This is a genomic window from Pseudoalteromonas sp. APC 3893 (genome assembly GCF_030408095.1).
Lineage (GTDB): Bacteria > Pseudomonadota > Gammaproteobacteria > Enterobacterales > Alteromonadaceae > Pseudoalteromonas.
Genome location: NZ_JASDCD010000001.1, coordinates 448,492 through 472,492, shown reverse-complemented (window position 1 = coordinate 472,492; position 24,001 = coordinate 448,492). Strand labels below are relative to the sequence as shown.

Sequence of the window (24,001 nt, the reverse complement as noted above, 5' to 3'; positions counted from 1 at the left end):
AAAGGATTACAAAGCATATTTAGCGATTATTCTATATACTTCATTAATGTTATCGCCAGCTTTGAAATCTTTACTAATCGGCGTTGGATCTGAGCCAACCCATATTTTAAGCTCAGCATCTAAGTCAAAATGTCCTGCACTTTCCTTACTGAACTTCGTTATTTTTGAATAAGCGACACTGACCATTTCCATTTTAGAGCCAGTCATACCTTGTTTATCAATTAAAATTAACCGTTTATTGGTGAAAATAAACATATCGCGTACCACTTTATACGCTTTTTCTACCTGCTCATCGTCAATTAAAGTATTAGCGAGCACTTTTTCTAAATCGTCATCATCTACTTCGCTAGCATTACCCATTAACCCACTTAATAAACCCATTATACTTTCTCCTGTGTAAAAATTTGATTTTCTAAGGTGTGGCCATTCACCAATTGACGGTAACGCCAGCCTTGTTGATGGCAAAAGTTTAGTAACTCAATATCAAACAAGTTATCCGATTTTTGATATTCAATTACATACTCTTTGGCCTGACTCATATACACCCGACTAACGCCATTTAATGATTGTATTGTTTGCTCAACATTAGAATAATTATCAGCAAGGAGTATGGTCATAAAATTCTGCGTTTGTTGGTCAGTGCTATCAGCTTGATGCTCTGTAAGCTTACCTTTATTTAAATGCAATACTTGCCCACAAAGCCGCTCTAACTCTGTGAGATCGTGAGAACTTAAAATAAATGTAGCTTCGTTACTTAAAGTCGCCACTAATTCACGCACTTCTCGCGCATGAATTGGATCAAGCCCTGCTGTGGCTTCATCGAGCATCACAATTTCAGGTTTACCTATCAGCGCTTGGGCAATCGTTACGCGTTTTCGCATCCCGTGAGATAAATCGTCAGAGCGTTGCTTAGCGACCTCCCCTAATCCGACTAAATCGAGCACCCGCAGTGCTTCAATTTGACTTTGCTTATTTGAAAGCCCTTGTAGTTGCCCATAAAATGCTAGCTGATGAGCAATACTAAAACGAGGGTCTAATTGTGCATCTTGCGGGAGCGCACTGAGTTTGCCAAATAATTCGCTGCTGCCAGGTTTATGTCCTAAGACTGTTAGCTGGCCATGCGTCGGTAAAATATACCCACACAGTATGCTAAACAAAGTGGTTTTTCCTGCGCCATTTGGGCCAACCAATGCAACGGGAGCGCCCTTTTTTACTTCAAAGCTAACATCATCTAATGCCAGCTTACTGCCATAACGTTTAGTTAATGATTGTGCTTGTATTAACGTACTCATAGCGAGCTCCTTACAAAAATACGTTGAGCAACAAGGAGTAAAATAGCGCTTTGGAGTAGCGGAATACCTAAACTACTAAACAAGCTTGAATTTTGTCCCGCCATTTGATCAAGTTGTACCCCTGGGAATATATAATCAAGGACGCTTAGCGCAGGTATTTGCCAAGCTAAAATGCCAATAACAATATTGCCTAGGGAAAAAAATAAAATAGCCAGCACCAATGCTAATCTAGCAGAACGAGCGAACGTGTTTAGTAGTGCCATTAACGCGATAAAAGGCATGACGGCCACAATCAAGTAACACAACATAATAAAACTGCGGCTGAGGCCATGCATTAATAAGCTGGCATCTCTAAACACCATAACAGCTAATGTTGCAATCAATGTTACAGCCATTAATGCGGCTAATATCAATACTTGGCCTAAAAATCGTCCCAATAAGATTTCATTTCTAGTCGCACGAAGAGTTAAAAAGCGAAGAGTACCTCGTTGTTTATCACCGACAATTTGGTCGCTGCATATAAACAAACAAAAACAGGGAAAGCTATACAAAGCAATAAGCCAGTACATCGCAAGTTCTGCTTCGGGCCAATCAAGCAATTTACTTAACCCTATTGCGCCAAATACCTGTTTAGCCAGTTCAGCCATTTCTGGCGAGCTAATAATACTAACCGCTTGCCCTATCGGGTAGCGTAAAACTAATAACCAACAAATGGTAAAGGCTGCTACTGCAAGTAGCCCGCGCTTAGTCATAAATAGCCTGACAAGCTCAAACTGTGCGATTTTCAATAATCGCTGTGGGTGTATTTGCGTCACAGGTGTTCCTTTTATTTTCTAGTTATATCTACATTAAGGGCAAACGTATTGAATTACTAGCAAAAAAAAACTCACCAACGGTGAGCTTTGTAACAATAGATGAAATTGTAACAGCCGTTTTTAAAGGTGCTGCTGATATACCTCTAAAGCTTGTGCTAAGTCAGCAATTAAATCATCCACATCTTCAAGGCCTATATGTAAGCGGATCACTGGCCCTTGCTCCCAGCCGGTTGCAGAGCGTAAATTTTTCATCGTTAAATTAGCAGTGACTAAACTTTCAAATCCGCCCCATGAAAATCCCATTTTAAAATGGGTTAAGCTATCTAAAAATGCATCTATAGCTTGCTGATTGCCTTGCTTCATAACAAATGAAAATAAACCATTACTGCCATCAAAGTCACGCTTGAAAAACTCATGCCCTGGGCAAGTACTAAACGCTGGGTGGCGAATATGATCAACAAGACTGTGTTGCTCCAACCACGTTGCCACTTCAATCGCCGCTTTTTCATGTTGGTTTAACCGCACGGACATGGTTCTGAGTCCACGAAGTGCTAAATAGGCATCATCTGCTGAAGTGCATTGGCCTAATAGGTAAGATTGCTCACGTAGTCTTGGCCAATATTTTTCATTGGCAACCGCAACGCCCATCATCACATCAGAATGGCCTACAATATACTTTGTTGCAGCTTGAATACTGATATCAACTCCATGTTCCAAAGGACGATAATGTAAACCATTGCCATAGGTGTTATCTAACATGGTCATTACACCTTGTTCATTCGCAACAGCAACCATGGCAGGCACATCTTGGATTTCCATAGTGATTGAACCTGGTGACTCTAAAAACAACACTTTTGTATTGTCTTTAATAAGCGACTTTATTCCGGCGCCGATAGTCGCTGGGTAGTAAGTTGTTTCCACACCAAAACCAGCTAAAATTTTATCGCAAAAATCTCGCGTTGGCTCATAAGCGGTATCAACCATGAGTATATGATCGCCCGCTTTTACAAATGCCAGAAGTGCACTGCTAATTGCTGCTGCACCACATGGGTATAAGGCACAACCTTCCCCCCCTTCAAGCTCAGTGATTGCCTCTTGCAAAGCAAAGTGAGTAGTTGTGCCGCGACGACCATAAAAAAGTGTTTTATCACCACGCTTTTTTGCCGCATTTTTTAATTCATCAACTGAATCGAATACCACAGTAGATGCGCGCTGTACCACGGGGTTTACAACACCATGCGTATAAGCTTTTTTTCTACCACTACTGACTAATTGCGTATTCATATTTTTTTTACTGGTCATTATTAATCCTTGTTTAGTCTTTTTGGTCAAGCCAATAATTTATTAAATAGCGAGATATTGAATCAGTCCGAGGTAACTTTAAGTGCTCCCCCTCTTCGTGCCAATTGCCAAATTTTCTAAGCTCTTCGCGGCTAAACCACTGCGCATCGTCTAATTCGTCTTTATCTACTTGAATTTTTTCTGTCACCGCTTCGGCGATAAAACCAAGCATGATAGAGGAAGGAAACGGCCAAGGCTGTGAAGCTATATAGCGAACATTATCAACCACAATCCCCGCCTCTTCCATCACTTCACGGGCAACAGCTTGCTCAAGCGTTTCACCGGGATCAACAAACCCCGCTAAAGATGAATACATACCTTGTGCCCAAGCAGCTTGCCGACCAAGTAAACAACGCTCAATACCATCTGAAAACTTACGTGTAACCACCATGATAACGGCAGGATCGGTACGAGGAAAAGTTTGATGTTTACACTTAGGATTAATACATAAACGCGAGTGCCCTGCTTCAACTAATTGATTTTGCGTGCCGCAACGGCCACAAAATTTATGGGTTGCATGCCAATAACATAAGCCTCGTGCCAGTGCTGCCATTGATCCATGTAACATATCCACTTGCGCGCCATAGTGACGAATATCAACAAACTCAGCGCCAGAAGTTAACGCTAATAAGTTGGCCTCATCAAGCTCACTGACGTCCAAAGCAAAGTGGTTAATTTTTTGTTTGTCAAAACCTAAAAACACACTGTTTTCTAAGTTGAGGTGACTGACTTTGTCGTGAGATAAAAAGGTCACGGCAACACTGTTTTTATTAAAGAGCGTATGATTGTTATGAACTAATAACCACCTACTTTGCTGATTTTTTTGTGCTGCCAACCATTGCGTATCTTTTCTTAAGTTTGATCCGCGATCCAATGCCATGTGACTGTAATTTAGCATTGTTACCCCTTTTGCTATTTAGATGGCTAAAACTAACATAACACCGTGTTAAACCCAATTGATTAATCAACTAAAAAACAAGCAAAAAAAAAGCCCCACAGGGCTTTTTTGAACACACAATAAATTAGCTTCTTATTACAAGGCTGCAAGTTGCGCCTGTAACTTTTGATTTTCAGCTTCGATATGCTGATAAAACTCTAAATCTTCTAGTTTACTTGCAGCGGCTTTATCAATCACGATAACAGCATCTTTATGTAATTGCAGTGCCGAAGCTGGACACTTCGCCATTAATGGCCCCTCAATCATTGCCAAAACTGCATCAGCTTTATTTTCACCCGTTGCTAATAGTACGACTTTTTTAGCTTCTAAAATTGTGCCAATACCCATCGTAATAGATAAGTGTGGTTGGTATTCATCAGCGGCAAAAAAACGTGCATTATCGTCGATGGTCGCTTTTGTCAGCGTTTTAACGCGTGTACGCGATGTTAAGCCTGATGATGGTTCGTTAAAGCCTATATGACCATTACGACCAATGCCTAATAACTGCACATCGACTCCACCTGCAGCTTTAATTTTGTCTTCGTATTCATTGCAAGCTGTCACAGGGTTTGTTGCATCACCCGGTGGTACGAATGTATTGGCAGTATTAATATCAACATGATTAAACAATTGTTCATTCATAAAAAAGCGATAACTTTGTGGGTGTTCACCTGTTAAGCCAAGGTATTCATCAAGGTTAAATGTCGTCGCTTGTGAAAAAGATATGTCACCGGCTTTATTTTTAGCTATTAATTGTTGGTATAACGCAACCGGCGTTGAACCGGTTGCTAAACCGAGCACTGATGTTGGCTTTTGTTGTAATTGTTGTGCGAAGATATTTGCGCCATATGCCGCTACGGCCGCCGCATCATTTAAAATGACTATTTGCATATTAGTTTGCTCAGTTATTAATTAGTTGATAAAAAAATGGGATCTAAAACCCAACTCCACGTGCAATCGAGTTGGGTTTTAGATCAAACCTGACTGGGATACATCAGTCTAAGTTAATACCATTATGACAACGCTGTCATTATTACTGTTTACAATTAGTTTGTAAAGTAAAAGTGAATAAAAAACTGTTTTTTATTGCACTAATCAAAGTTCGTCTAAACACTGACGAATATTTTACGTTTATACATCCAGTGCAATACCAGCATTTGTACTAGTAATAAAGCAATCACTGCGATGAGCGGCTGCCATGGCTCGCTGGCAGCCGAAATAAAGCCACCAAATACGCTAATACTGATAAACTCCCAATTGACTAAGCTAGATGCTAAATAAATAATGATCGAGTTAGCACCAATGATCACAAACGGGTAGGCCAACTTTTGCCCATTGAGAATATCGACCAATGCATAAAATACAGCCAATAATATGGCACTCCAGCCAACGGTAACGAGTACAAAAGAGCTGGTCCATAACTCTTTATTTACTGGGAACTGTAAATCCCACAGCCAGCCTAAACAAATACTGATAACACCTGCTACAAATAATATTGCTGTGGTTTTCCACTCACCAACTTTACTCGCTTTAGCAATTAGCTGACCTGCAAATACACCAATCATAGCATTGACAATCGCAGGTAAATTAGACAATACCCCTTCAGGATCAACGGCTCTATTTTGATAACTAATTCCCGGTAAAAAGTATTTATCAAACCATGCATTCCAGCTACCAGCTGCACTTAAGTCACCAGCACTACCACCTGGTACAGGTATAAAGCTCATTAATACCCAATAGCCAAACAGCAAACCAATGGCAGTAAATACTTGGGTACGAATACTTGTATGCCATACCAACATGGCGCAAAAGAACCATGCAATAGCAATGCGCCCTAGCACGCTGGCATAACGTATTTCATCCAGTGCCAGTGGAATGCCAGCCCCCCAACCATGGTTATACATGACACCTAAGGCACTCAATAGCAATAAGCGCTTAATCGCTTTGTGGTAAAACACTTTACGCTCATCCCAGGGCAAGTGATCTATACGCTTAGGTGCCAACCCCATCGCCACACCAGATAAGAATATAAATAACGGAAAAATTAAATCGTAAAATGTAAAACCATGCCATTGACTGTGAACAGTATGCGCCTCAAACGCCTTCCAACCAGTCCAACCTGTTAATACAAATAATGCGGCAAAAATTGATTGGCCACCTAAAATCCAAAACATGTCCATACCACGTAATGCATCCAATGATGCTAAACGTTTTTTAACCGGTTTTACTTGTGCTTGCGTTGTTGTCATATTTTTCTTCTCTTAAAACAAAAAGCCCCGCGATACAACGGCGGGGTTTTTTCCAGGGAAACGTTAAATTGCTTTACCTGCAATATAAGTGGCTTTGACATATTGATGCTCATCAAGCACCACAAAATCTGCATCAAAGCCATCAAGTAAACGTCCCTTTTTCTTGAGGTTTAAATATTGTGCTGGGTACAATGACGCCATTCGTAAGCTTTCTGCAAGACTTACATCCAGTGCATTCACTGTATTTCTAACCGCACTGGCCATATCAAGCACACTGCCTGCAAGCTCACCAGTGCTTGAGTTAAGTCTGTCGCCTGTTCGGATAACCTTTCGGCCATCAAAAAAGTCGAACTCCATATCATCGGTACCTACTGGTGGCATAGCATCGGTTACCAGCATTATTTTTCCGCGTTGCTTGGTACGAATTGCCAATTGAGCTGATAATGGATGAACATGATGACCATCCACTATCAAACCACACCAGCTATTATCATGCCAAAGCGCAGCACCAACAACACCTGGTTCACGTGAGGTAAACGCAGACATCGCATTATATAAATGAGTAAACCCATCAGCACCTGTATTGAGCGCCGCCATCGTGGTTGCGTAATCCGCATTTGTATGACCAATTGATACTTTAACGCCACATTCAACTAAGCGCTCAACATCAGCAACACTGACATTTTCAGGCGCTAAAGTGACCATTTTGATACCTAAATCTTGGCGTGCATAAATTGCGAATTCTTGTTCGCTAATAGGACGAATAAACTGCTCACTATGCGTGCCTTTTTTAGGCAGTGATAAGTGAGGGCCTTCAAAGTGAATACCTAAAACGCCCGGTACACCTTCGCTAATTGCTTTTGCTGTGGCGTCGGCCGCTGCTTGCATAATTTCGACTTTATCAGTAATGAGCGTTGGCATTAATGCCGTACTGCCAAATTGAGCGTGTGCTTTGACTATTCTATTTAAGCATTGTGGCGTTTGTTCAGCATTAAAAAACGCCCCGCCACCGCCATTAACTTGTACATCAATAAACCCTGGTGCCACTAGGCCTTCAAGTTCTGTAATCGCGCAATCGATTTGGGTTTCTAATTGAAAAACCCCATTCGCTACACTAAATAACGCGTCATCAATAAAGTTTTCACCAGTGAATAAACACTCAGCACGGTAAAATGTTTTCATTACAAAGCTACCTTTTTATTTTGTTCTAATACCGACTGCTGTGCAAAATAAATAGCGCCCATTTCAGGGGGTTGAATTGGTGCTTCAACCAGTTTTGCAATAGCAGGGTCAAGCCATTTATTTAGCGGCTCTGCAAGCCCGCCTATCATTGTTAAACGTGGTGGGTTGTTCTCTAATAAACGATGTGCTAATTGACTTACGTACGCTGCGCCTTCTTTTACTATCGCTAATGCAATTTCATCGTTTTGATGTGCTGCATCAAATACATATCGAGCAAGTTTAGCATAACTGCTTGAAGGCTGACCGGCCATCTGCTCAGCTATACCCATCGCGTTATCAGTATTAAAGTGTTCTTTAATTATTGCTGTCAGGGCAGTTTTAGGCCCTAAACCATCTAAATCAATTAATGCCGCTTTTATTGCTTCAAGTCCCATCCAGGCACCACTGCCTTTATCACCTAAGGCAAAACCATGACCGCCATAATTCACTGACTGACCCTTCACATATGAAAAACCACACGATCCGGTTCCCGTGATTATAACCGCGCCATCACCGCCATCATGTGCACCTATACAGGCTGTATGCAGATCTGTGGTTAAAAACATTTGTTTAAATGGGTGTTCCCATTCACTTATTTTTTCATATAAGCTGGGTAGGTTTACACCAGCCAAGCCAAGACCCGCATATATTTGATGGATTCTCTCTAGGGATAAGCCTGCGTCACGCATAGCGAGTTGTGTAGACACCATTATTGACTCTAATGTGCGCTCTAACCCGTGTAGTGGATTCGCGGGGCCGCCAAGACCAGTTCCTAATACCCCATTTTGAACAGAGTATATAGTTGCACGGCACTTTGTTCCGCCACCATCGATACCAATAAACAATTGGTCCTCATTCGCACTCTTAGCCATCATCTAACGACCTCTAACCTTCGTTTTATATTTGTTTCAACCGCACTTTTTTTATTATATTAATGCGATTCACCCTCAACCCATGTTGAATTAATGTTACACAACAAATGACAGCGTTGTCATTATATTTTTGATAAAAATTCATATAACTTTTATATTTATTCGTAATCACCTGAATTAACTATAAATTTAGTAAAAATAAATTTATACCGGTTATTTTAAATACAGGTTAGTTTTATAGTTTTCACTCGTTTTTGTATCGATAATAGTTAAAAGTTGTTTAAGAACGTTATTTTCATTTTAAATCAAATAACATTCTTAAGGTACAACTTAAAAATAAATTAGTAAAGTTTTAAGGTGAATATTGGAATATATTTTCTAGAGGCTGACCAAATACCGCTGCAATTTTAAATGCCACTTCCAATGAAGGAGAGTACCTAGCGGCTTCTATTGCAGCAATTGTTTGACGCGTTACGCCAACGTGATCGGCTAACTGCTGCTGAGTCATTTCATTATGATGAAATCGTTGGGTTCGAATTGTATTTGTGATTGCTAACTTTGCCATTTTAACCTCTGTGCAATAACCATGTTTCAACAGCTGCGCCAATCACCTCACTCAATAATGCAGCGATAACTAACTGATGTACTGGGCTCATTGGTATTGGGTAAACTTGGTCAACTAATAGGGCAAAAACAGCATTAACAACACCCAGCTGTAAAATAAATAAGCTCACACTTTTAGCTTTCAAGGCAATTGCTTGTTCACGCTCATCTTTAGCCTGGTTAGCGTATTTTGAGTTAAACGCAGCTAAAATACTATGCATAATTACCAGCATTACGACCGTCTGAATCACTAACTTAATTAGTAAGCCACTGGCAAGTGTGGGATCCATCTGTGCTTCTGGGGTCATCGACAGCACAGCTTGTAAATAATTAAACAGCACAACTAACGTGATGCCTGCTTCTAATAACCGTGTTTTTTGTGTGTAACTCATTATTTGCTCCTCGTGTAAAAAATTACAAGCTCAATGTTAAAAATAGTTAACATAAGCAAATATAGAAACACTCGCCCTCGATGTCAAATATTTTTAACATAAGGGCCAAGTTATTTTACATGGAAATTGAATAACTTTTCTTTAAAGCAATAATGTGTCATCAATGCAATAAAAATGCTCTGCACTTTGTTTTAACGCTTCGGCAGTTAATTTATCTGCGCCATAAACATCAGCGGGTACATTATACTTATGTTCTAAATGGCCTAATAATAACGCAAAATCACCATCACCTGAGAGCAAAATAACACGATCAAGGTTTTTACCCTGTTCGATCATATCGATGGTTATACCTACGTCCCAGTCCCCTTTCGCACTGCCATCTTTACGCTGAATGAACGGTTTTAGCTTTACCTCAAAACCTATTGCCCGCAAGATATTTTGAAATTGTGATTGTTTATCATCACCTCGATAAATAGCATAAGCAAAGGCGCAGTCAATATCGTAACGTTTACTTACGTGTGCCCAAAATGCATTGTAATCAAAATTTTTGCCATAACTTTGTCGGCAGGTGTAGTAAATATTTTGCACATCAACAAATATTCCGACCTTAGGCTTTGAGGCTATTTTTGATGTATCTAACAACTGTGATGATTGCGCCATAAACTGCTCTTCAATTAAGTTTTAAACAATGTAGCATAGTTAACTTGAAAAAAAGCTAAAAGTAACCTAAATTGGTTACTTAGTAACAAGTAACTGAATTTGGTTACATAACAAAAAGTAACTTATATAGGTTACATATAGCTGGGTAAAAATAATGATTGCTGTCATTAGTGGCGACTTGATCAAATCACAAAAAATTCCGCAACAACAATACGATGATATGCTTTATCAACTAGATCAAAGCTTACGCTTTATTGTAAGCAAATTTAATGGTCAATTCAGTGTTTATCGCGGTGATGCGCTACAAATACAATTACCCGATCCAACTGATGTTTGCAGTGCTGCCGTATTGCTCTACTTACAGCTAAAATCAGCCAATTATTCATTACGCCAAAGCCTAGCTGTTGGGGGGCTTGATAACCCTCGCGCTGATATAAAAACAGCCACGGGCTCTGCGTATACGCTCTCTGGCCAAGGCTTAGATGCAATGAACCAACTGTTATTATTGCAAATTGAGCATAGTCCGCTCGATACAAGCTTCGCACTTAATATAGATTTAATTGACGTATTACTTGATAAAATGAGCCAAAAACAAGCTAATGCGTTGTTCTACTATTTAACCACCAACAAAAACAGTCATAGCGAGCTTGCTAAAGAGCTTAAGACCAGTCGCGAAAATGTGACTAAGTTACTTAATTTAGCGCATTACCAACTTATAGAACGCTTTTTGAATTACAGTAAAGATGCTATCGAGCAGCAACTCAAAGGACTGACAACGTGAGCTTTTATTTATTATTAATTGGCCTGGTTATTGCTCATTTACTTGCCGATTTTTATTGGCAACCCATGAGCTGGGTGCATGATCGAAACACACGGCACTTTAGAGCGAGCAAGCTTTATTTACATGTTTTAATGCACAGCCTAGTCAGCGCACTCGTGGTTACTCTATGGGAATACCACTATGGTTGGGGAGATTGGTTAAACATCGCACTTGCGACAGTGGTGATTGCAATAACCCATTATTTTATTGATATAGCCAAGTCATACTCAAATAAAGGGGTACTCCCTTTTGTACTTGATCAATGTGCTCATTTTATTGTCATACTCATGGTCGCTGTGTGGCTTGCTGATAACCACGACTTTTACTACCAACTATTACATCAGCTTATTGCCCTTGATAGCTTAATTGTACTGACAGGCTACTTATTAGTGCTCAACCCAAGCTCAGTATTTATTCGAATGGCACTTGAGCGTATAACCAATGGCTTTGCAACATCAGGCAGCATTCCCGCAGCTGGGCACAGCATTGGTATATTAGAGCGCGTTTTGATGCTGACATTTATTTTAATAGGTGAGTATGCAGGTGTTGGATTTTTACTAGCGGCTAAGTCTATTTTTCGTTTTGGGGATTTACGTGCCAGTGAAGAAAAGCAACTTACTGAGTATGTGATGCTAGGTACTTTGCTAAGCGTAACAGTGACTTTATTTATCGGTCTAACCATTAACTTTTTGACTGCACAATAAAAAACGCGCCATTAAAGCGCGTTATATATTATTTCAGCAAAGGTTACGTGTTGCCCTGCGAGCCGCCATTACTTGGGCGACGACGGCGCTGTGAGTTACCACCAACAGATTGGCGTTTTGCCCATGGGTTTTGTTGCTCCCCCTCGCCTTTAGCTGCAGGCTTTTTAGAACCACCACGGCGTGGTCCTGTACCGTTGCCACCATTGTTTGGCTTTTTGCTATCAGACTTAGATTTTGAAAACGGCTGTTTAGCTTTTTTAGGCTTTTTCGGTTTTATTGGCCTTGCATCAAGCGCTCTTTCTGGCACTGGGTTGTTTGGTTCAAAACCCGGCTCAGAAGCACGAGGAATAAGCTCACCAATAAAGCGTTCAATACCATACAAGTCAGCAGCATCATCAGTCGTTACAAAAGAGATAGCATGGCCTGTGGCACCCGCACGACCTGTGCGGCCAATACGGTGAACGTAATCTTCATAAATGTTTGGTAAGTCATAATTTACCACATGCGGAAGCTCAACAATATCAAGACCACGAGCCACAATATCTGTTGCCACTAATACACGCACTTCACCACTTTTAAAGCCATCTAATGCTTTGACGCGCGCACCTTGAGATTTATTACCATGAATCGCAGCTCCCACAATATCATCACGTTCAAGTTGTTTAACTAAGCGGTTTGCACCATGCTTAGTCCGACTAAAAACTAAAACTTGCTGCCAATCATTACTGCGAATTAAATGACTCAAAAGTGCCGTTTTACGTGCTTTATCTACAGCATACACTGACTGTGTAACGCTTTTAGCCGTGGTGTTTTTTGCTGCTACAGAAATCTCAACAGGATCATTAATCAAGCCTTTTGCAAGTGCACGAATTTCATCTGAGAAAGTAGCTGAAAACATTAAGTTTTGACGTTTTGCAGGTAATTTACTAATAATGCGTTTAATGTCGTGAATAAAGCCCATATCGAGCATACGGTCAGCTTCATCAAGCACTAAAACTTCAAGGTTATCAAACTTCAAAGCATTTTGATTATGTAAATCAATAAGTCGCCCAGGTGTTGCCACTAAAATATCAACACCTTTACGAAGTCTTTGCATTTGCGGGTTTATTTTAACTCCACCATAAACAACAAATGAGCAGATGTTAGAATGCTTAGCATACTCTTCAACGTTTTCACTTACTTGCAACGCAAGCTCACGAGTGGGCGCTAAAATTAAGGCGCGTACTTGGTTACCTTTGGCTTTTTGTCCTTTGGCTAACGACTCAATCAACGGTAACGTAAAACCAGCAGTTTTACCTGTGCCTGTTTGCGCTGCTGCCATTACATCACGACCTTCGATGATCGCAGGAATGGCCTGAGCCTGAATTGGTGTTGGCGTTTCATAGCCCTTTTCTAAAACTGCATTAACTAAAGACTGTGATAAACCTAACCCATCAAAACTCATATAAACTCTCTTTTAAATAAGGCCAAAGTGGCCAGTTGCGCGCATTATACCGATCGTGGCCAATAATGCATTGAATATTAACCCTACTCTTTATACGCTAGCTAGAAGTTGAGTGCTTATGTGTTCAAAATGGCGATAAAAACACAAGCAAATAAAAGTAAATATCCTGCAAAATAAAAAAGCGGCATTAAGCCGCTTTCATCTCACGAGAAAGAGTGATTACTTCACACCTAGCTCACGTAAACGCTCTTGTAAGTAGCTGTCAGCGGTATAACGCTCTGACAACACCACATCTGGACGCGGATGTAAGAATAACGGCAGCGAAATACGTGACTTAGTAGACGCCTTGCCTGTTGGGTTAATTACCCTGTGAATCGTTGATGGAAAATACCCGCCTGACGCTTCTTGTAACATGTCACCAATATTTATGATCAAACTGCCAAAATCACACGGTACGTCTAACCAACCACCGTCAGTTTTTTGCACTTGTAAGCCTGGCTCATTAGAGGCAGGTAAAACCGTTAATAAATTGATGTCGCCGTGCGCTGCAGCGCGGATTGCGCCAGGCTCTTCATCACCCGTCATCGGTGGGTAATGCAATATACGCAATAACGTTTGCTCAGAGTCAGCAATCATGTCTTTCAAATCGATTGAAAATTTAGCACGAACATCAGCTGGCGCTTCAGCTTGGACCCAGCTTAATAATGTTGCCGCAAACTCATTCGCTAATCGGTAATATTCACGCACGTCAGCTTCAAGCTGTTCAGGCACACGGCCTTTAGGATAAACATGAAAATATTCTTTAATGTCTTTTACTGTAAAACCTTTAGCAACCTCAGATACTGACGGTGGAAAATACCCATCTTGAGTATCTTTAGAGAATAAGAAATCATGCTTTTGCTCAGAGTTAAAAAATTCCTGCCAGTTGTGGTAAATCGATTCAACTAAAGATTGTGGAATTGGATGGTTTTTTAATACACCAAAGCCTGTGTTTCTAAGAGATTCAACAAATTGAGCGGCTGCATCGCTCGCTTGATAATCAACGGTAGGTAGTTGCATGTTCGTATCCAATGAATTAAGTTGTCAAAAGCCTGTGCTAATCATAGCAGTTGCTCTATTATTGCGCTCCGCGAGGATAATAAAATAGCCTTAAAAACATAAGGACTTATGTCCGCACCTTTACCGAGTTCAACTAATAGTTGATATGGATCAAACGCTAAAAATTAGCACAATTAAATTGAAATCATACCGTTATTATATTGGTCTACTCTTTCTAATTACTATAGGTACATTCAATGCGACAAAAAATAACTTTTCAAAGTGGTGAGTTACAACTTGCCGGACAATTAGAGTCACCGGCTGGCGATATTAAATTTTACGCCCTATTTGCTCATTGCTTTACGTGCGGTAAAGACATTGCAGCAGCTACTCGTATTAGCCGTGCATTAACACAGCAAGGTATTGCTGTTTTACGGTTTGACTTTACTGGTCTGGGTAACAGCGATGGCGACTTTGCCAATAGTAATTTTTCATCAAATATTCAAGATTTAATTGCAGCTGCTGACCATTTGAGAGAGCATTTTAAGGCCCCACAATTATTAATCGGTCACAGCTTAGGTGGTGCTGCGGTACTTGCTGCAGCAGAGAAAATAAATGAAGTACAAGCGATTACAACTATTGGTGCTCCATCAGATGCACAACATGTAGCGCATAACTTTAATGCCCACCTAGACGAAATAAACAGCACAGGTGAAGCCAAAGTGAGCTTAGCCGGACGCGAGTTCACCATTAAAAAGCAATTTGTTGACGATATAGCTCAATACGATCGTAGCCATATTAGTAAATTAAAACGCGCTTTACTGGTTATGCACTCTCCCATTGATGCTACTGTTAGCATCAATGAGGCTGAAAAAATTTACGCTACGGCAAAACACCCTAAAAGTTTTATTAGTTTAGATAAAGCTGATCACTTACTCACTAACAAAGAAGACGCCGACTACGCAGCTGAGGTTATCGCTTCATGGGCTAAGCGCTATGTCGATCACAATAAAACTCAATACTCTGCCAGACTAACTAGTGGCAATGTATTAGTGGAAGAAAAAGACCATGTGTTTACGCAACATGTTAGCACTAAGGATCATACTTGGCTTGCCGATGAACCTTCAAAAGTCGGAGGCAATAATTTAGGCCCAGATCCTTATGATCATTTACTCGCCGGGCTTGGAGCCTGTACTGCAATGACACTGCGCATGTACGCTAGCCGTAAAAACTTGCCACTTGAACATGTAAAGGTAGAACTTGATCATACCCGCGACTACCACACTGATTGTGACGATTGTGAAAAAGACACTAAAATTGAAGCCATCACCCGAAAAATCACTCTGATAGGCGATTTAACCGATGAACAACGCAAGCGCTTGCTTGAAATAGCAGACAAATGCCCTGTGCATAAAACCTTGCATAACGTTCCATTAATCGTCAGTGAGCTGGCTAAATAAATACATAGGCGCTGTGTCGTGTTTAGCAGCGCCATAATTTTAAATATATGCGATAATAGCGCTAATATTTATGTTTATTTAAAAGTGTCCCATGAAATCATACAGCAGCATCGAACAACGTATCGACATTTTACAAAGTCGCATTGAAGCCTATAAAGAAGAAATCGCAGTACTACAAGCCGAACCAAAAAGTAATAACGAGCGTATTATTTTTAAATTTATTGAAACCGGCAGCACAGGTAAAACCAAAGACTTCGTCAGAGAGCTTGGCATTAAATCACCCCGTGATAGCTTATACTCGTCTGGTGATGTGACTAAGTTAGTTAAAGATGGCGCTGATGATATTAACCCTGCGCTACTTGAGATTGCTCGCGCCCTTGCCAGCGCTCGCAATAAAAATGGCCCTGCTTGCTAATATAGCGCATTAGCCGTAAGCTCTACGGCTAATCTACCAGCTCGATATCGAGTCCTGCTAATAAATTTAACGCTTCAAGTCGCTCAAACTTAGCACCACTTACATTGTTATTTTTTATATCAATATTAAACTGTGTGGCACTCACAAAATTAACACTACTTAAATTAGTTTGATGAAACACACTGTCTCTAAAATCTGTGCCCGTAAAGTTACTTATTGCTAAGTTAGCGTGCCTAAAATCAACATCTTTAGCAAAGCAGCCCGTCATTGTTAATGCTTTTAATTGCAACTCAAAAAATGAGCTATGGCTAAGCTCGCAGTCTTTAAAACTAACCGGTGCTGTTAATGCCAATTGCGGCCAGTTTACTTGTCCCCAAACAATGCTATTGAGCTTACATCCTTTAAAATTCACCTCTTCTAATGAGCTGTAGCTCCAGCTTAAATCACTCAAATTGCAATTAATAAATTCGCAATCAATAAAACGACAGTTACTGAATTGAGCTTGGCTAAAGTCACACTCAATAAATTGGCATTGCTCAAATTCAATGTCACTAAAGCGCTGTGCTGTTGCTTTAACTTTTAAAAATTCATGTTCATAATAATCGTTTTGTGAAAATAACATGCTTCTGGCATTATCTCTCTTAAAACAGCAATAAAAAAACCCTAAGTATCAGCTTAGGGTTTTTAACATTAAACTAGTTTGTCCGTGATTTATTCAGCTGGTTTTTCAGCTTTTTCAGCTTTTTCAACAACGTTGATAGCAAGCTCAGTCAATGAATCTGCATTGGCTTTGCTTGGTGCGTCAGTTAGTAAACATGAGGCTTGTGTTGTTTTAGGGAAAGCAATAACGTCACGAATGTTATCAGTACCACACAGTAGCATTACTAAACGGTCTAAACCAAACGCAAGACCTGCATGCGGTGGCGTGCCGTATTTAAGCGCGTCAAGTAAGAAACCAAACTTATCTTGTTGCTCTTGTGCTTCAATACCTAGGATTCTAAAAGCCGCTTCTTGCATATCTGCGTTGTGAATACGGACAGAGCCGCCGCCTACTTCGTAGCCGTTTAGTACCATATCATAGGCATCTGAGATAGCCGCTGCTGGATTTGCTTCAAGAGCCGCTGCATCAATGTCTTTTGGCGCTGTAAATGGGTGGTGTACGGCATGAAGTGTGCCTTCGTCGTCTTCTTCAAACATTGGGAAGTCAACAACCCAAAGTGGTGCCCAGCTATCAAGGTTGGTGATTTCTAAATCAACACCAATCTTCAAGCGTAATGCGCCCATGGCTTCATTTACTGTGTTGCGTTTATCTGCACCAAATAAAATGATATCGCCCGTTTGTGCATTAGTACGTGCAAGAAGTTCGTTAATCACTTCTTCGTTTAAGAACTTAGCGATTGGTGATTGAACACCTTCAGCGCCTGCATCACGGTCGTTAACTTTCATCCAAGCTAGGCCTTTCGCACCGTAAATACCAATAAACTTGGTGTAATCATCTAACTGCTTACGAGAAAGCTTAGCACCACCGGGAACTGTTAATACTGCAACACGGCCTTTTTCATCATTTGCAGGGCCTGAGAATACTTTAAACTCAACATCTTTTACCAAATCAGCAACGTCAATTAGCTTCATTGGGTTACGTAGGTCTGGTTTATCAGAGCCATACAAGCTCATGGCTTCTGAATAAGGCATGATTGGGAACTCGCCTAAATCAACGTTAAGCAATGACTGCCACATTTCACGGATCATCTTTTCAGTCATACCGCGTACTTGATCAGAGCTCATGAACGACGTTTCTAAATCTATTTGAGTAAATTCAGGTTGACGATCAGCACGTAAATCTTCATCACGGAAACATTTAACGATTTGGTAGTAACGATCAAAACCAGACATCATCAATAATTGCTTAAACAACTGTGGTGATTGCGGTAATGCGTAAAAGCTGCCTTTGTGAACACGGCTTGGTACTAAATAGTCACGCGCACCTTCAGGTGTTGCTTTAGTTAAAACAGGTGTTTCAATATCTAAAAATGCATTTTCATCTAAAAAGCGACGAACAAAGCTGCTTGCCTTAGCACGTAACTTAATACGGTCGCTCATCTCTAAACGACGTAAATCTAAATAACGGTACTTTAAACGGCGCTCTTCTGAATTTACTTGGTTAAAATCAAGCGGTAACGGCTCAGAGCGATTGATGATAGTTAAGCTAGTGCCTAAAATTTCAACTTCACCTGTTGCCATATCTTTGTTTACTTGGCTATCAGGGCGTGCACGTACAACACCTTTTAGCTGCACACAAAATTCTTGGCGAAGTTTATTTGCTGTATCCATTAAACCTTCAACTTCAGGATCAAATACAACTTGCACTAAGCCTTCTCTGTCGCGTAAATCGACAAAAATAAGACCACCAAGATCACGTCGTTTATTTATCCAACCACATAGTTCAACTTCTTGATCTACGTGAGTTTTGTTAAGCTGTCCGCAGTATATAGAGCGCATAGTATTCCTGTCAGTTAAAGACTCATAGCCGCTTTCCCTAAGAATTTGCTGTTTTTGGGGAGTTAAAGCCACTATTTATTAATCATTTTAGGGGGTGCATTATACCCAAGTTACTTAAAAATGCGAGCGCGGCAGCGGTCACTGTGCTTTCAATTTATAGATTTGATATACTAGCTAAAACACACAATCAGTTAACCGTTTTATGTTGTATTTAGGGTGTCCGCAGTGGTCAAGCACCGCGTGGAAAGGCAATTTGTTATCCAGCCATTGTAAAAATGCTGACATGCTGCATGAATACGCGCAGGTGTTCAATTCTGTTGAAGGTAATACCAGCTTTTACGCCGACCCTAGTATTGAGTCACTCAAGCGCTGGCGTGATGCTGTTAATAACGATTTTAAATTTACCTTTAAATTTCACCGCAGCTTTAGCCACGAATTGCAATTAACCAACATTGATGACGAGCTTACAGCTTGGTTTAAATTGTTCGAACCGCTATTACCTCATATTGGGCAAATCATGCTACAACTACCAAGTAGCTTTGGCCCTGCACAATTGCCCCTTCTCACTCAGTTTATTAGTAAGTTGCCACACGATATAAATTACGGGGTTGAAGTACGCCAACCTGAATTTTTTAAAAAAGGTGATGCAGAAGTTGCGTTAAATCAGCTATTAATGGGCAACAACATAAACCGTATTGCTATGGATACACGTGCCCTGTTTGCGGTAAAAGCTAATACCGAAGCCTTGATAGATGCCCAGCAGAAAAAGCCTCATTTACCTGTGCATGCCATCGCAACCGGTGAGCAGCCAATGGCCAGATTTGTTATTGCCAGTTTAGAGCATGACTATAAAAGTTATTACCAGCCGTGGCTGAAAAAAGTACAACAATGGCTTGATGAAGGTAAAACCCCTTTTGTGTTTTTTCATACCGCCGATAATCGCCAAGCTCCATTGTTAGCGCGTCAATTTTGCCAAGACTTAAATTATAACCACCGCGTTTTATCACCTTTTGTAGGTGAAAAAGAAGCCACTCAATCGAGCTTATTTTAATTTATGAAAGACTACTCTCGCTATTTTATCAGCTACCCGGAGCAAATTGTCACACAAGTGATGCAGCTCATTAATAACAATAAACACAGTGCCTATTTAACAAAAAAATACCCACATGCTCACACGATAACGAGTGACAAGTCGTTATATGCTTACGCAACCGAGCTTAAAAAGCGCTACTTAAAAAATGCCCCGCCGTTTGGCCGCGCCGCGTTTAAAAAACAAGGTGACATGGTCACTAATGCACTGGGTACGCATACCTACCGTATGCAAGGTAAAACCCGCAAACACGATTTAGCGATCAACAGCGATTTACTGCGCGCGCCAGAACCATTATTAAAAGCATTAGTGGTACATGAACTCGCCCATTTTAAAGAAAAAGATCACAACAAAAGTTTTTACGCCCTGTGTTGTCACATGGAGCCAGAGTACCACCAGCTGGAGTTAGATTTACGGATATTTTGTGTCTTGGTCGAACAAAATATCAATCCTTATATAACCTAATGGGCCCTATTCATAATAAGGACAACTGATTATAGACTAACATTAAATTTAGCTAGTCCTATCAATTGTCCTGATTCAGTAACAACGTGTACTTGCCATTTCCCAACCGGATCTGCGGGAAAGTTCATTTTATGGGTCCACGCTCTATAACCTTGCTCACGCCCACCTGTAATATCTAATGCAATTCGTTCCACGACTTGGTTATTAAGGATCCAAACATGAAAAATCTTTTCATTTAACCCTCTTGGTGCTTTCACCGCTGTCCAACTATACAAACCTTCCTGTCGTAATGTATTTACATCTAACTGCTTAACGTTACCGATGGGCTTGCGTTGTGCAATATCGACTTCATGGGATACTGTAATATCAGTTAAGCGCAGCGCTGCCGGCGGTACCCAGCTGCGAAGTTGCCATAAACCAGCGCTAAGCGCACTCAATAATAAAACGAGTAAAGGAAAGCGCCACCAGCGCGCATTTGGCATTAAATTACCCATGCTTGGCAGTGTACAAATAACTGAGGTGATCAATGCTATTGTTAGGCTTTCACTGGTGGTGAGATTAAGTAAAATAGGCAAAGTAACGAGAATAACAACGAACAGTGCGAAGTTGTGAAACACCGTAAATAATATACTGTGCTTAGCCAATTTTTTATAATACAGCGGATCGACAACCGATATAAATGCGCAAAGTATAATTAATGATGTAAAAACAGCCTGTGGATGATTCCACGAAGTCACCGCGAGAAAAAATGGCAATGCAAAAAACAAGCTTTCTTGTTGTACCATTTGTAATGCAAAACGCATAAAGTTAGGTGAAACAGCAACACCGAAGCGCTGCTCAACTTTATCGCGCAGCCAATTATCTACGATTAACCACACCCAACTGACGAGTAAAAGTACAGCTATAATTTGCGAAAACGACTCCTTTCGCTCAACTAAAACGTAACTTGCCACACCACTGCAAAAAGCAAATACGGCCAGCAAGCCTGGATGCTGCTGCATCATTAAAATAAATTTTGTTATTATATTTTTAAAATAGCTCATGCAAAAATAAGATCCTTTTACAACTTAACATCTTAGTTAGTCACCTAAACAATATACCTTAATACATGAACAACGGGTTTACTCATTTGTTCTAAAATTATTTAGTTATGAGACACAAGTATTCACATAGCATTGTAAATTCAATATAATGTTCACACTTTTTACTTTTGAGATTACTATGCCTAAGCCATTTTCAAACATGTTGGCTGTTTTGTTTATTTTGCTCACCTTTGCTGAACAAAGTATGGCGTATAGTGTATCTCCTTCGAACAGTACTCACCTTTACAGTCAAACGTTAAATATTGACAGTCCGCTGGGGATTGAAAACACCACAAAGAGTGACGATGACTGTTGCGAAATAGAGTGTTGTGATAGCACCTGTTTTTGCCCTGCAAATACTTGTGTATCAGCCTTTTACCTGCCGTCAGAAATCACGACAACTCAAATTGATATGCAAAATCATCACGCTATAAAACAAAATATTGCAAAAATAATCTCCGTTGCCACTTATATTTACCGCCCTCCTATCGCTATCTCATAAATACAGTTCCCATGTTTTTAGCCACGTTAAGGGCTAATTCGCTCTACTTTAATACAATTATGAGATAAATATGTTTACGAAAACATCTAAGCTAGCTGTTGTTGCTGCGTTACTCCCTGCTTATTCGTTCGCCCACGAACAGCATCATGACCATGACGAACATGAAAAAAAACCGATAGAGAAAATACAAGTCACCGCTTCTCGTCTTGGTCGCATTGTTACCGAGTCAGCAACTCGTACTGAAATTATCAATGCTGAAGAAATACATGAAAAAGCGTTAATGCGTCCTGGTAACATTTCAATGCTAGTGGCAGAAACTGGTGGTGTACGCGTGCAAAACACTTCACCCGCTTTAGGCAGTGCAAATATCCGTTTGCAAAGCCTATATGGCCGCTATACCCAGCTACTTAGTGACGGACTGCCATTATATGGCGGTCAATCAATAGGCTTATTACAAATCCCGCCGACTGATCTTGCCAATGTTGAGATCATAAAAGGCTCTGCTTCTTCATTATATGGAGGCTCTGCGCTAGGTGGTGTGATCAATTTGATTTCACGTACGCCGAGCGATGAATTTGAGGGCGAAGTTCTCCTTAATGCGACCTCAAAAAATGGCCAAGATGTTACCTCTTACTTTGCTGCCCCGTTAACTGACTCAATCAGCGCCTCTGTTACCGCAGGGCTTCATCATCAAGAAGAGCAAGACTTAGATGATGATGGCTGGCTTGATATGGCAAGCTATAATAGAGCAAGTGTACGGCCGCGTATCTATTGGGAAGGTGATAATGGCGCCAATTTATACGTCACTGTAGGTGCAATGACCGAGCAACGAGATGGCGGCACCGCTGAAAACGCAACCATGCCAGATGGCAACCCATTTGCACAAACACAAGACAGCTTAAGGCTCGATACAGGGTTTATATTTGATAAACCATTAAATGAAGTACTGGCTTTAAATGTACGTGGTTCTGCAATGCAGCAAGATCATGATCACGTGTATGGCACAGTAAACGAAGATGACAATCATGAAAGTTATTTATTTGAGTCAAGTATCTCTGGTTATACCGACAACATAGCATGGCTAGTCGGTGCCGCTTACCAATCTGAAAAATACCATTCTGAAGATTTTTCCGCGTTTGACTACAGCTACGAAGTGCCGGGCGTTTTTTCACAGCTTGATTATGAAGCCAGCGAAAATGTGTCGCTGTCATTAAGTGCACGTGCCGATTGGCACAATGAATACGGTACGCAATTTAGCCCACGTATTTCAATGTTATACAACCCAGAAAATTGGACTGTACGAGGCTCTTACGGCAAAGGATTCTTTGCCCCTACTCCATTTATTGAAGATATTGAAGATGCCGGTTTATCCCATTTAGAGCCGCTTGAAAATATTGAAGAAGAACATGCAAACACCGCTTCTATCGATATCAGCTATGCATTTGATAGCGTCGAAACAAGTGTTACCTTTTTCTCCTCCGATGTTGAAAACGTCACTGAGTTAGAAGTTATTAATCAGCAACTCACACCTTCAGATAAAAATGTTCGCATTGTCAACGCACCTGGCCAAAGTGAAATACGCGGTGCAGAATTTCTATTACGTTACCGCTGGAATGATATCAAACTAACGGGTAGTTATTTATATACAGATGCAAGTAAACAAAGCAGCTCAGGAACGGGTCGTGTGCCTCTTACTCTCACTCCAGAACACTCAGCGGGTGCAGTAATCATGTGGGAAGAACATGGTAGTCACCTAGTTGGTTTTGAAGCCTACTACACCGGCACACAACACCTTGAGAATAACCCGTACAGAGATAAAAGTGATGCCTACTGGCACTTAGGTTTACTTGGGCAAATTACCGTTGGACGGATTAGCTATTTTGTTAATGCAGAGAATCTGCTCAATGTAAGACAAACAAAAGAAGACTCTCTTATATTGCCACAACAAGCACCGAGTGGCCGTTGGACGACAGATATTTGGTCTCGAAACGATGGTTTTACTGTCAATGCTGGCATTCGTATCAAGTTTAACGATTAATGAAAGGATAAACACGCTGGTAAGATAATCACCGGCGTGTTTTTACAAATTCAGCTATAAAA

Annotated in this window: 25 protein-coding genes; 8 read left to right on the top strand and 17 right to left on the bottom strand. The window is 40.6% G+C overall.

The annotated features are described in order from the left end of the window. Window positions 1-6: 6 nt before the first annotated feature. The 12 genes from QMA12_RS02175 to QMA12_RS02120 form a co-directional block, all read right to left on the bottom strand. Window positions 7-381 carry a PH domain-containing protein gene (locus tag QMA12_RS02175; protein ID WP_087531659.1) on the bottom strand — a complete coding sequence of 125 codons (375 nt, stop codon included), beginning with the start codon at window positions 379-381 and terminating at the stop codon, window positions 7-9. Further along, entirely contained in the window at window positions 381-1,292 is a 912-nt protein-coding gene (locus tag QMA12_RS02170; protein WP_087531660.1) for an ABC transporter ATP-binding protein, read from the bottom strand. The genes QMA12_RS02175 and QMA12_RS02170 overlap by 1 nt, the downstream gene beginning before the upstream one ends. Further along, window positions 1,289-2,107 (bottom strand): ABC transporter permease subunit, encoded by an 819-nt coding sequence (locus QMA12_RS02165; protein WP_254911144.1) that lies wholly within the window; start codon window positions 2,105-2,107, stop codon window positions 1,289-1,291. Before QMA12_RS02165 ends, QMA12_RS02170 begins: the two co-directional genes overlap by 4 nt. Window positions 2,108-2,227: 120 nt before the next feature. Further along, on the bottom strand, window positions 2,228-3,409 hold the full coding sequence (locus tag QMA12_RS02160) for a cystathionine beta-lyase (protein WP_290208685.1): 1,182 nt from the start codon (window positions 3,407-3,409) through the stop codon (window positions 2,228-2,230). A 13-nt stretch (window positions 3,410-3,422) separates the two neighbouring features. Further along, window positions 3,423-4,346, bottom strand: coding sequence for an NAD(+) diphosphatase (gene nudC / locus QMA12_RS02155; RefSeq protein WP_087531662.1), 924 nt, complete (start codon window positions 4,344-4,346; stop codon window positions 3,423-3,425). A 135-nt stretch (window positions 4,347-4,481) separates the two neighbouring features. Next, window positions 4,482-5,276, bottom strand: a complete 795-nt coding sequence (gene nagB / locus QMA12_RS02150) for a glucosamine-6-phosphate deaminase (RefSeq protein ID WP_087531663.1) — start codon at window positions 5,274-5,276, stop codon at window positions 4,482-4,484. Window positions 5,277-5,491: 215 nt separating this feature from the next. After that, window positions 5,492-6,634, bottom strand: a complete 1,143-nt coding sequence (gene nagX / locus QMA12_RS02145) for a transmembrane glucosamine N-acetyltransferase NagX (RefSeq protein ID WP_290208687.1) — start codon at window positions 6,632-6,634, stop codon at window positions 5,492-5,494. Window positions 6,635-6,697: 63 nt separating this feature from the next. Continuing rightward, entirely contained in the window at window positions 6,698-7,816 is a 1,119-nt protein-coding gene (gene nagA, locus QMA12_RS02140; RefSeq protein ID WP_290208689.1) for an N-acetylglucosamine-6-phosphate deacetylase, read from the bottom strand. Next, the gene (nagK, locus tag QMA12_RS02135; RefSeq protein WP_290208690.1) at window positions 7,816-8,730 is read right to left on the bottom strand and encodes an N-acetylglucosamine kinase; all 915 of its coding nucleotides are present in this window, start codon (window positions 8,728-8,730) and stop codon (window positions 7,816-7,818) included. Before nagK ends, nagA begins: the two co-directional genes overlap by 1 nt. Before the next feature lie 349 nt (window positions 8,731-9,079). Beyond that, complete coding sequence (locus QMA12_RS02130; RefSeq protein ID WP_290208691.1) at window positions 9,080-9,292, bottom strand: helix-turn-helix transcriptional regulator; 213 nt, start codon at window positions 9,290-9,292, stop codon at window positions 9,080-9,082. Between the two features lies 1 nt (window position 9,293). Next, window positions 9,294-9,722, bottom strand: a complete 429-nt coding sequence (locus tag QMA12_RS02125) for a hypothetical protein (protein ID WP_290208693.1) — start codon at window positions 9,720-9,722, stop codon at window positions 9,294-9,296. Window positions 9,723-9,863: 141 nt separating this feature from the next. Then, on the bottom strand, window positions 9,864-10,382 hold the full coding sequence (locus tag QMA12_RS02120) for an NYN domain-containing protein (protein ID WP_290208694.1): 519 nt from the start codon (window positions 10,380-10,382) through the stop codon (window positions 9,864-9,866). Between the two features lie 154 nt (window positions 10,383-10,536). Between QMA12_RS02120 and QMA12_RS02115 the strand changes: the two genes are divergently transcribed. Together QMA12_RS02115 and QMA12_RS02110 are read left to right on the top strand one after the other, a co-directional pair. Continuing rightward, window positions 10,537-11,163 carry a hypothetical protein gene (locus tag QMA12_RS02115; RefSeq protein WP_290208695.1) on the top strand — a complete coding sequence of 209 codons (627 nt, stop codon included), beginning with the start codon at window positions 10,537-10,539 and terminating at the stop codon, window positions 11,161-11,163. Further along, window positions 11,160-11,906, top strand: coding sequence for a DUF3307 domain-containing protein (locus QMA12_RS02110; protein ID WP_290208697.1), 747 nt, complete (start codon window positions 11,160-11,162; stop codon window positions 11,904-11,906). The genes QMA12_RS02115 and QMA12_RS02110 overlap by 4 nt, the downstream gene beginning before the upstream one ends. Before the next feature lie 43 nt (window positions 11,907-11,949). Here the strand turns inward: QMA12_RS02110 and QMA12_RS02105 are convergent, their stop codons facing one another. Together QMA12_RS02105 and QMA12_RS02100 are read right to left on the bottom strand one after the other, a co-directional pair. Beyond that, a complete protein-coding gene (locus tag QMA12_RS02105) occupies window positions 11,950-13,350 on the bottom strand; it encodes a DEAD/DEAH box helicase (RefSeq protein ID WP_290208699.1) in 1,401 nt (466 codons plus the stop codon). A 219-nt stretch (window positions 13,351-13,569) separates the two neighbouring features. Further along, a complete protein-coding gene (locus tag QMA12_RS02100; RefSeq protein WP_087531673.1) occupies window positions 13,570-14,409 on the bottom strand; it encodes a 2OG-Fe(II) oxygenase family protein in 840 nt (279 codons plus the stop codon). 236 nt (window positions 14,410-14,645) lie between these two features. Here QMA12_RS02100 and QMA12_RS02095 point away from each other — a divergent pair, with 236 nt between their 5' ends. Both QMA12_RS02095 and QMA12_RS02090 read left to right on the top strand, forming a co-directional pair. Next, complete coding sequence (locus QMA12_RS02095) at window positions 14,646-15,848, top strand: bifunctional alpha/beta hydrolase/OsmC family protein (RefSeq protein WP_290208702.1); 1,203 nt, start codon at window positions 14,646-14,648, stop codon at window positions 15,846-15,848. Between the two features lie 91 nt (window positions 15,849-15,939). Continuing rightward, window positions 15,940-16,263 (top strand): hypothetical protein, encoded by a 324-nt coding sequence (locus tag QMA12_RS02090; RefSeq protein WP_087531675.1) that lies wholly within the window; start codon window positions 15,940-15,942, stop codon window positions 16,261-16,263. Window positions 16,264-16,291: 28 nt separating this feature from the next. Here QMA12_RS02090 and QMA12_RS02085 read toward each other — a convergent pair whose 3' ends face one another. Both QMA12_RS02085 and aspS read right to left on the bottom strand, forming a co-directional pair. Further along, window positions 16,292-16,885 (bottom strand): pentapeptide repeat-containing protein, encoded by a 594-nt coding sequence (locus tag QMA12_RS02085; protein ID WP_087531676.1) that lies wholly within the window; start codon window positions 16,883-16,885, stop codon window positions 16,292-16,294. Window positions 16,886-16,974: 89 nt separating this feature from the next. Then, window positions 16,975-18,762 (bottom strand): aspartate--tRNA ligase, encoded by a 1,788-nt coding sequence (gene aspS, locus QMA12_RS02080; RefSeq protein ID WP_087531677.1) that lies wholly within the window; start codon window positions 18,760-18,762, stop codon window positions 16,975-16,977. 202 nt (window positions 18,763-18,964) lie between these two features. On the opposite strand from aspS, the gene QMA12_RS02075 reads away from it, so the two are divergent. Both QMA12_RS02075 and QMA12_RS02070 read left to right on the top strand, forming a co-directional pair. Then, window positions 18,965-19,813 carry a DUF72 domain-containing protein gene (locus QMA12_RS02075; protein ID WP_290208704.1) on the top strand — a complete coding sequence of 283 codons (849 nt, stop codon included), beginning with the start codon at window positions 18,965-18,967 and terminating at the stop codon, window positions 19,811-19,813. Between the two features lie 3 nt (window positions 19,814-19,816). Beyond that, on the top strand, window positions 19,817-20,317 hold the full coding sequence (locus tag QMA12_RS02070) for a YgjP-like metallopeptidase domain-containing protein (RefSeq protein ID WP_290208706.1): 501 nt from the start codon (window positions 19,817-19,819) through the stop codon (window positions 20,315-20,317). Window positions 20,318-20,346: 29 nt separating this feature from the next. Here QMA12_RS02070 and QMA12_RS02065 read toward each other — a convergent pair whose 3' ends face one another. Beyond that, on the bottom strand, window positions 20,347-21,360 hold the full coding sequence (locus tag QMA12_RS02065) for a DUF5924 family protein (RefSeq protein ID WP_290208708.1): 1,014 nt from the start codon (window positions 21,358-21,360) through the stop codon (window positions 20,347-20,349). A gap of 178 nt (window positions 21,361-21,538) precedes the next feature. Here QMA12_RS02065 and QMA12_RS02060 point away from each other — a divergent pair, with 178 nt between their 5' ends. Both QMA12_RS02060 and QMA12_RS02055 read left to right on the top strand, forming a co-directional pair. Continuing rightward, window positions 21,539-21,901 (top strand): hypothetical protein, encoded by a 363-nt coding sequence (locus QMA12_RS02060; protein ID WP_140394302.1) that lies wholly within the window; start codon window positions 21,539-21,541, stop codon window positions 21,899-21,901. Window positions 21,902-21,971: 70 nt separating this feature from the next. Then, on the top strand, window positions 21,972-23,939 hold the full coding sequence (locus QMA12_RS02055; protein WP_087531682.1) for a TonB-dependent receptor: 1,968 nt from the start codon (window positions 21,972-21,974) through the stop codon (window positions 23,937-23,939). Window positions 23,940-24,001: the final 62 nt, after the last annotated feature.

Excerpts from the sequence above, each read along its gene's own strand:
- QMA12_RS02175 (WP_087531659.1), bottom strand. The coding sequence starts at position 381 with ATGGGTTTATTAAGTGGGTTAATGGGTAATGCTAGCGAAGTAGATGAT.
- QMA12_RS02170 (WP_087531660.1), bottom strand. The coding sequence starts at position 1,292 with ATGAGTACGTTAATACAAGCACAATCATTAACTAAACGTTATGGCAGT.
- QMA12_RS02160 (WP_290208685.1), bottom strand. The coding sequence starts at position 3,409 with ATGACCAGTAAAAAAAATATGAATACGCAATTAGTCAGTAGTGGTAGA.
- nudC (WP_087531662.1), bottom strand. The coding sequence starts at position 4,346 with ATGCTAAATTACAGTCACATGGCATTGGATCGCGGATCAAACTTAAGA.
- nagB (WP_087531663.1), bottom strand. The coding sequence starts at position 5,276 with ATGCAAATAGTCATTTTAAATGATGCGGCGGCCGTAGCGGCATATGGC.
- nagX (WP_290208687.1), bottom strand. The coding sequence starts at position 6,634 with ATGACAACAACGCAAGCACAAGTAAAACCGGTTAAAAAACGTTTAGCA.
- nagA (WP_290208689.1), bottom strand. The coding sequence starts at position 7,816 with ATGAAAACATTTTACCGTGCTGAGTGTTTATTCACTGGTGAAAACTTT.
- nagK (WP_290208690.1), bottom strand. The coding sequence starts at position 8,730 with ATGATGGCTAAGAGTGCGAATGAGGACCAATTGTTTATTGGTATCGAT.
- QMA12_RS02130 (WP_290208691.1), bottom strand. The coding sequence starts at position 9,292 with ATGGCAAAGTTAGCAATCACAAATACAATTCGAACCCAACGATTTCAT.
- QMA12_RS02125 (WP_290208693.1), bottom strand. The coding sequence starts at position 9,722 with ATGAGTTACACACAAAAAACACGGTTATTAGAAGCAGGCATCACGTTA.
- QMA12_RS02120 (WP_290208694.1), bottom strand. The coding sequence starts at position 10,382 with ATGGCGCAATCATCACAGTTGTTAGATACATCAAAAATAGCCTCAAAG.
- QMA12_RS02115 (WP_290208695.1), top strand. The coding sequence starts at position 10,537 with ATGATTGCTGTCATTAGTGGCGACTTGATCAAATCACAAAAAATTCCG.
- QMA12_RS02105 (WP_290208699.1), bottom strand. The coding sequence starts at position 13,350 with ATGAGTTTTGATGGGTTAGGTTTATCACAGTCTTTAGTTAATGCAGTT.
- QMA12_RS02100 (WP_087531673.1), bottom strand. The coding sequence starts at position 14,409 with ATGCAACTACCTACCGTTGATTATCAAGCGAGCGATGCAGCCGCTCAA.
- QMA12_RS02095 (WP_290208702.1), top strand. The coding sequence starts at position 14,646 with ATGCGACAAAAAATAACTTTTCAAAGTGGTGAGTTACAACTTGCCGGA.
- QMA12_RS02090 (WP_087531675.1), top strand. The coding sequence starts at position 15,940 with ATGAAATCATACAGCAGCATCGAACAACGTATCGACATTTTACAAAGT.
- QMA12_RS02085 (WP_087531676.1), bottom strand. The coding sequence starts at position 16,885 with ATGTTATTTTCACAAAACGATTATTATGAACATGAATTTTTAAAAGTT.
- aspS (WP_087531677.1), bottom strand. The coding sequence starts at position 18,762 with ATGCGCTCTATATACTGCGGACAGCTTAACAAAACTCACGTAGATCAA.
- QMA12_RS02075 (WP_290208704.1), top strand. The coding sequence starts at position 18,965 with ATGTTGTATTTAGGGTGTCCGCAGTGGTCAAGCACCGCGTGGAAAGGC.
- QMA12_RS02070 (WP_290208706.1), top strand. The coding sequence starts at position 19,817 with ATGAAAGACTACTCTCGCTATTTTATCAGCTACCCGGAGCAAATTGTC.
- QMA12_RS02065 (WP_290208708.1), bottom strand. The coding sequence starts at position 21,360 with ATGAGCTATTTTAAAAATATAATAACAAAATTTATTTTAATGATGCAG.
- QMA12_RS02060 (WP_140394302.1), top strand. The coding sequence starts at position 21,539 with ATGCCTAAGCCATTTTCAAACATGTTGGCTGTTTTGTTTATTTTGCTC.
- QMA12_RS02055 (WP_087531682.1), top strand. The coding sequence starts at position 21,972 with ATGTTTACGAAAACATCTAAGCTAGCTGTTGTTGCTGCGTTACTCCCT.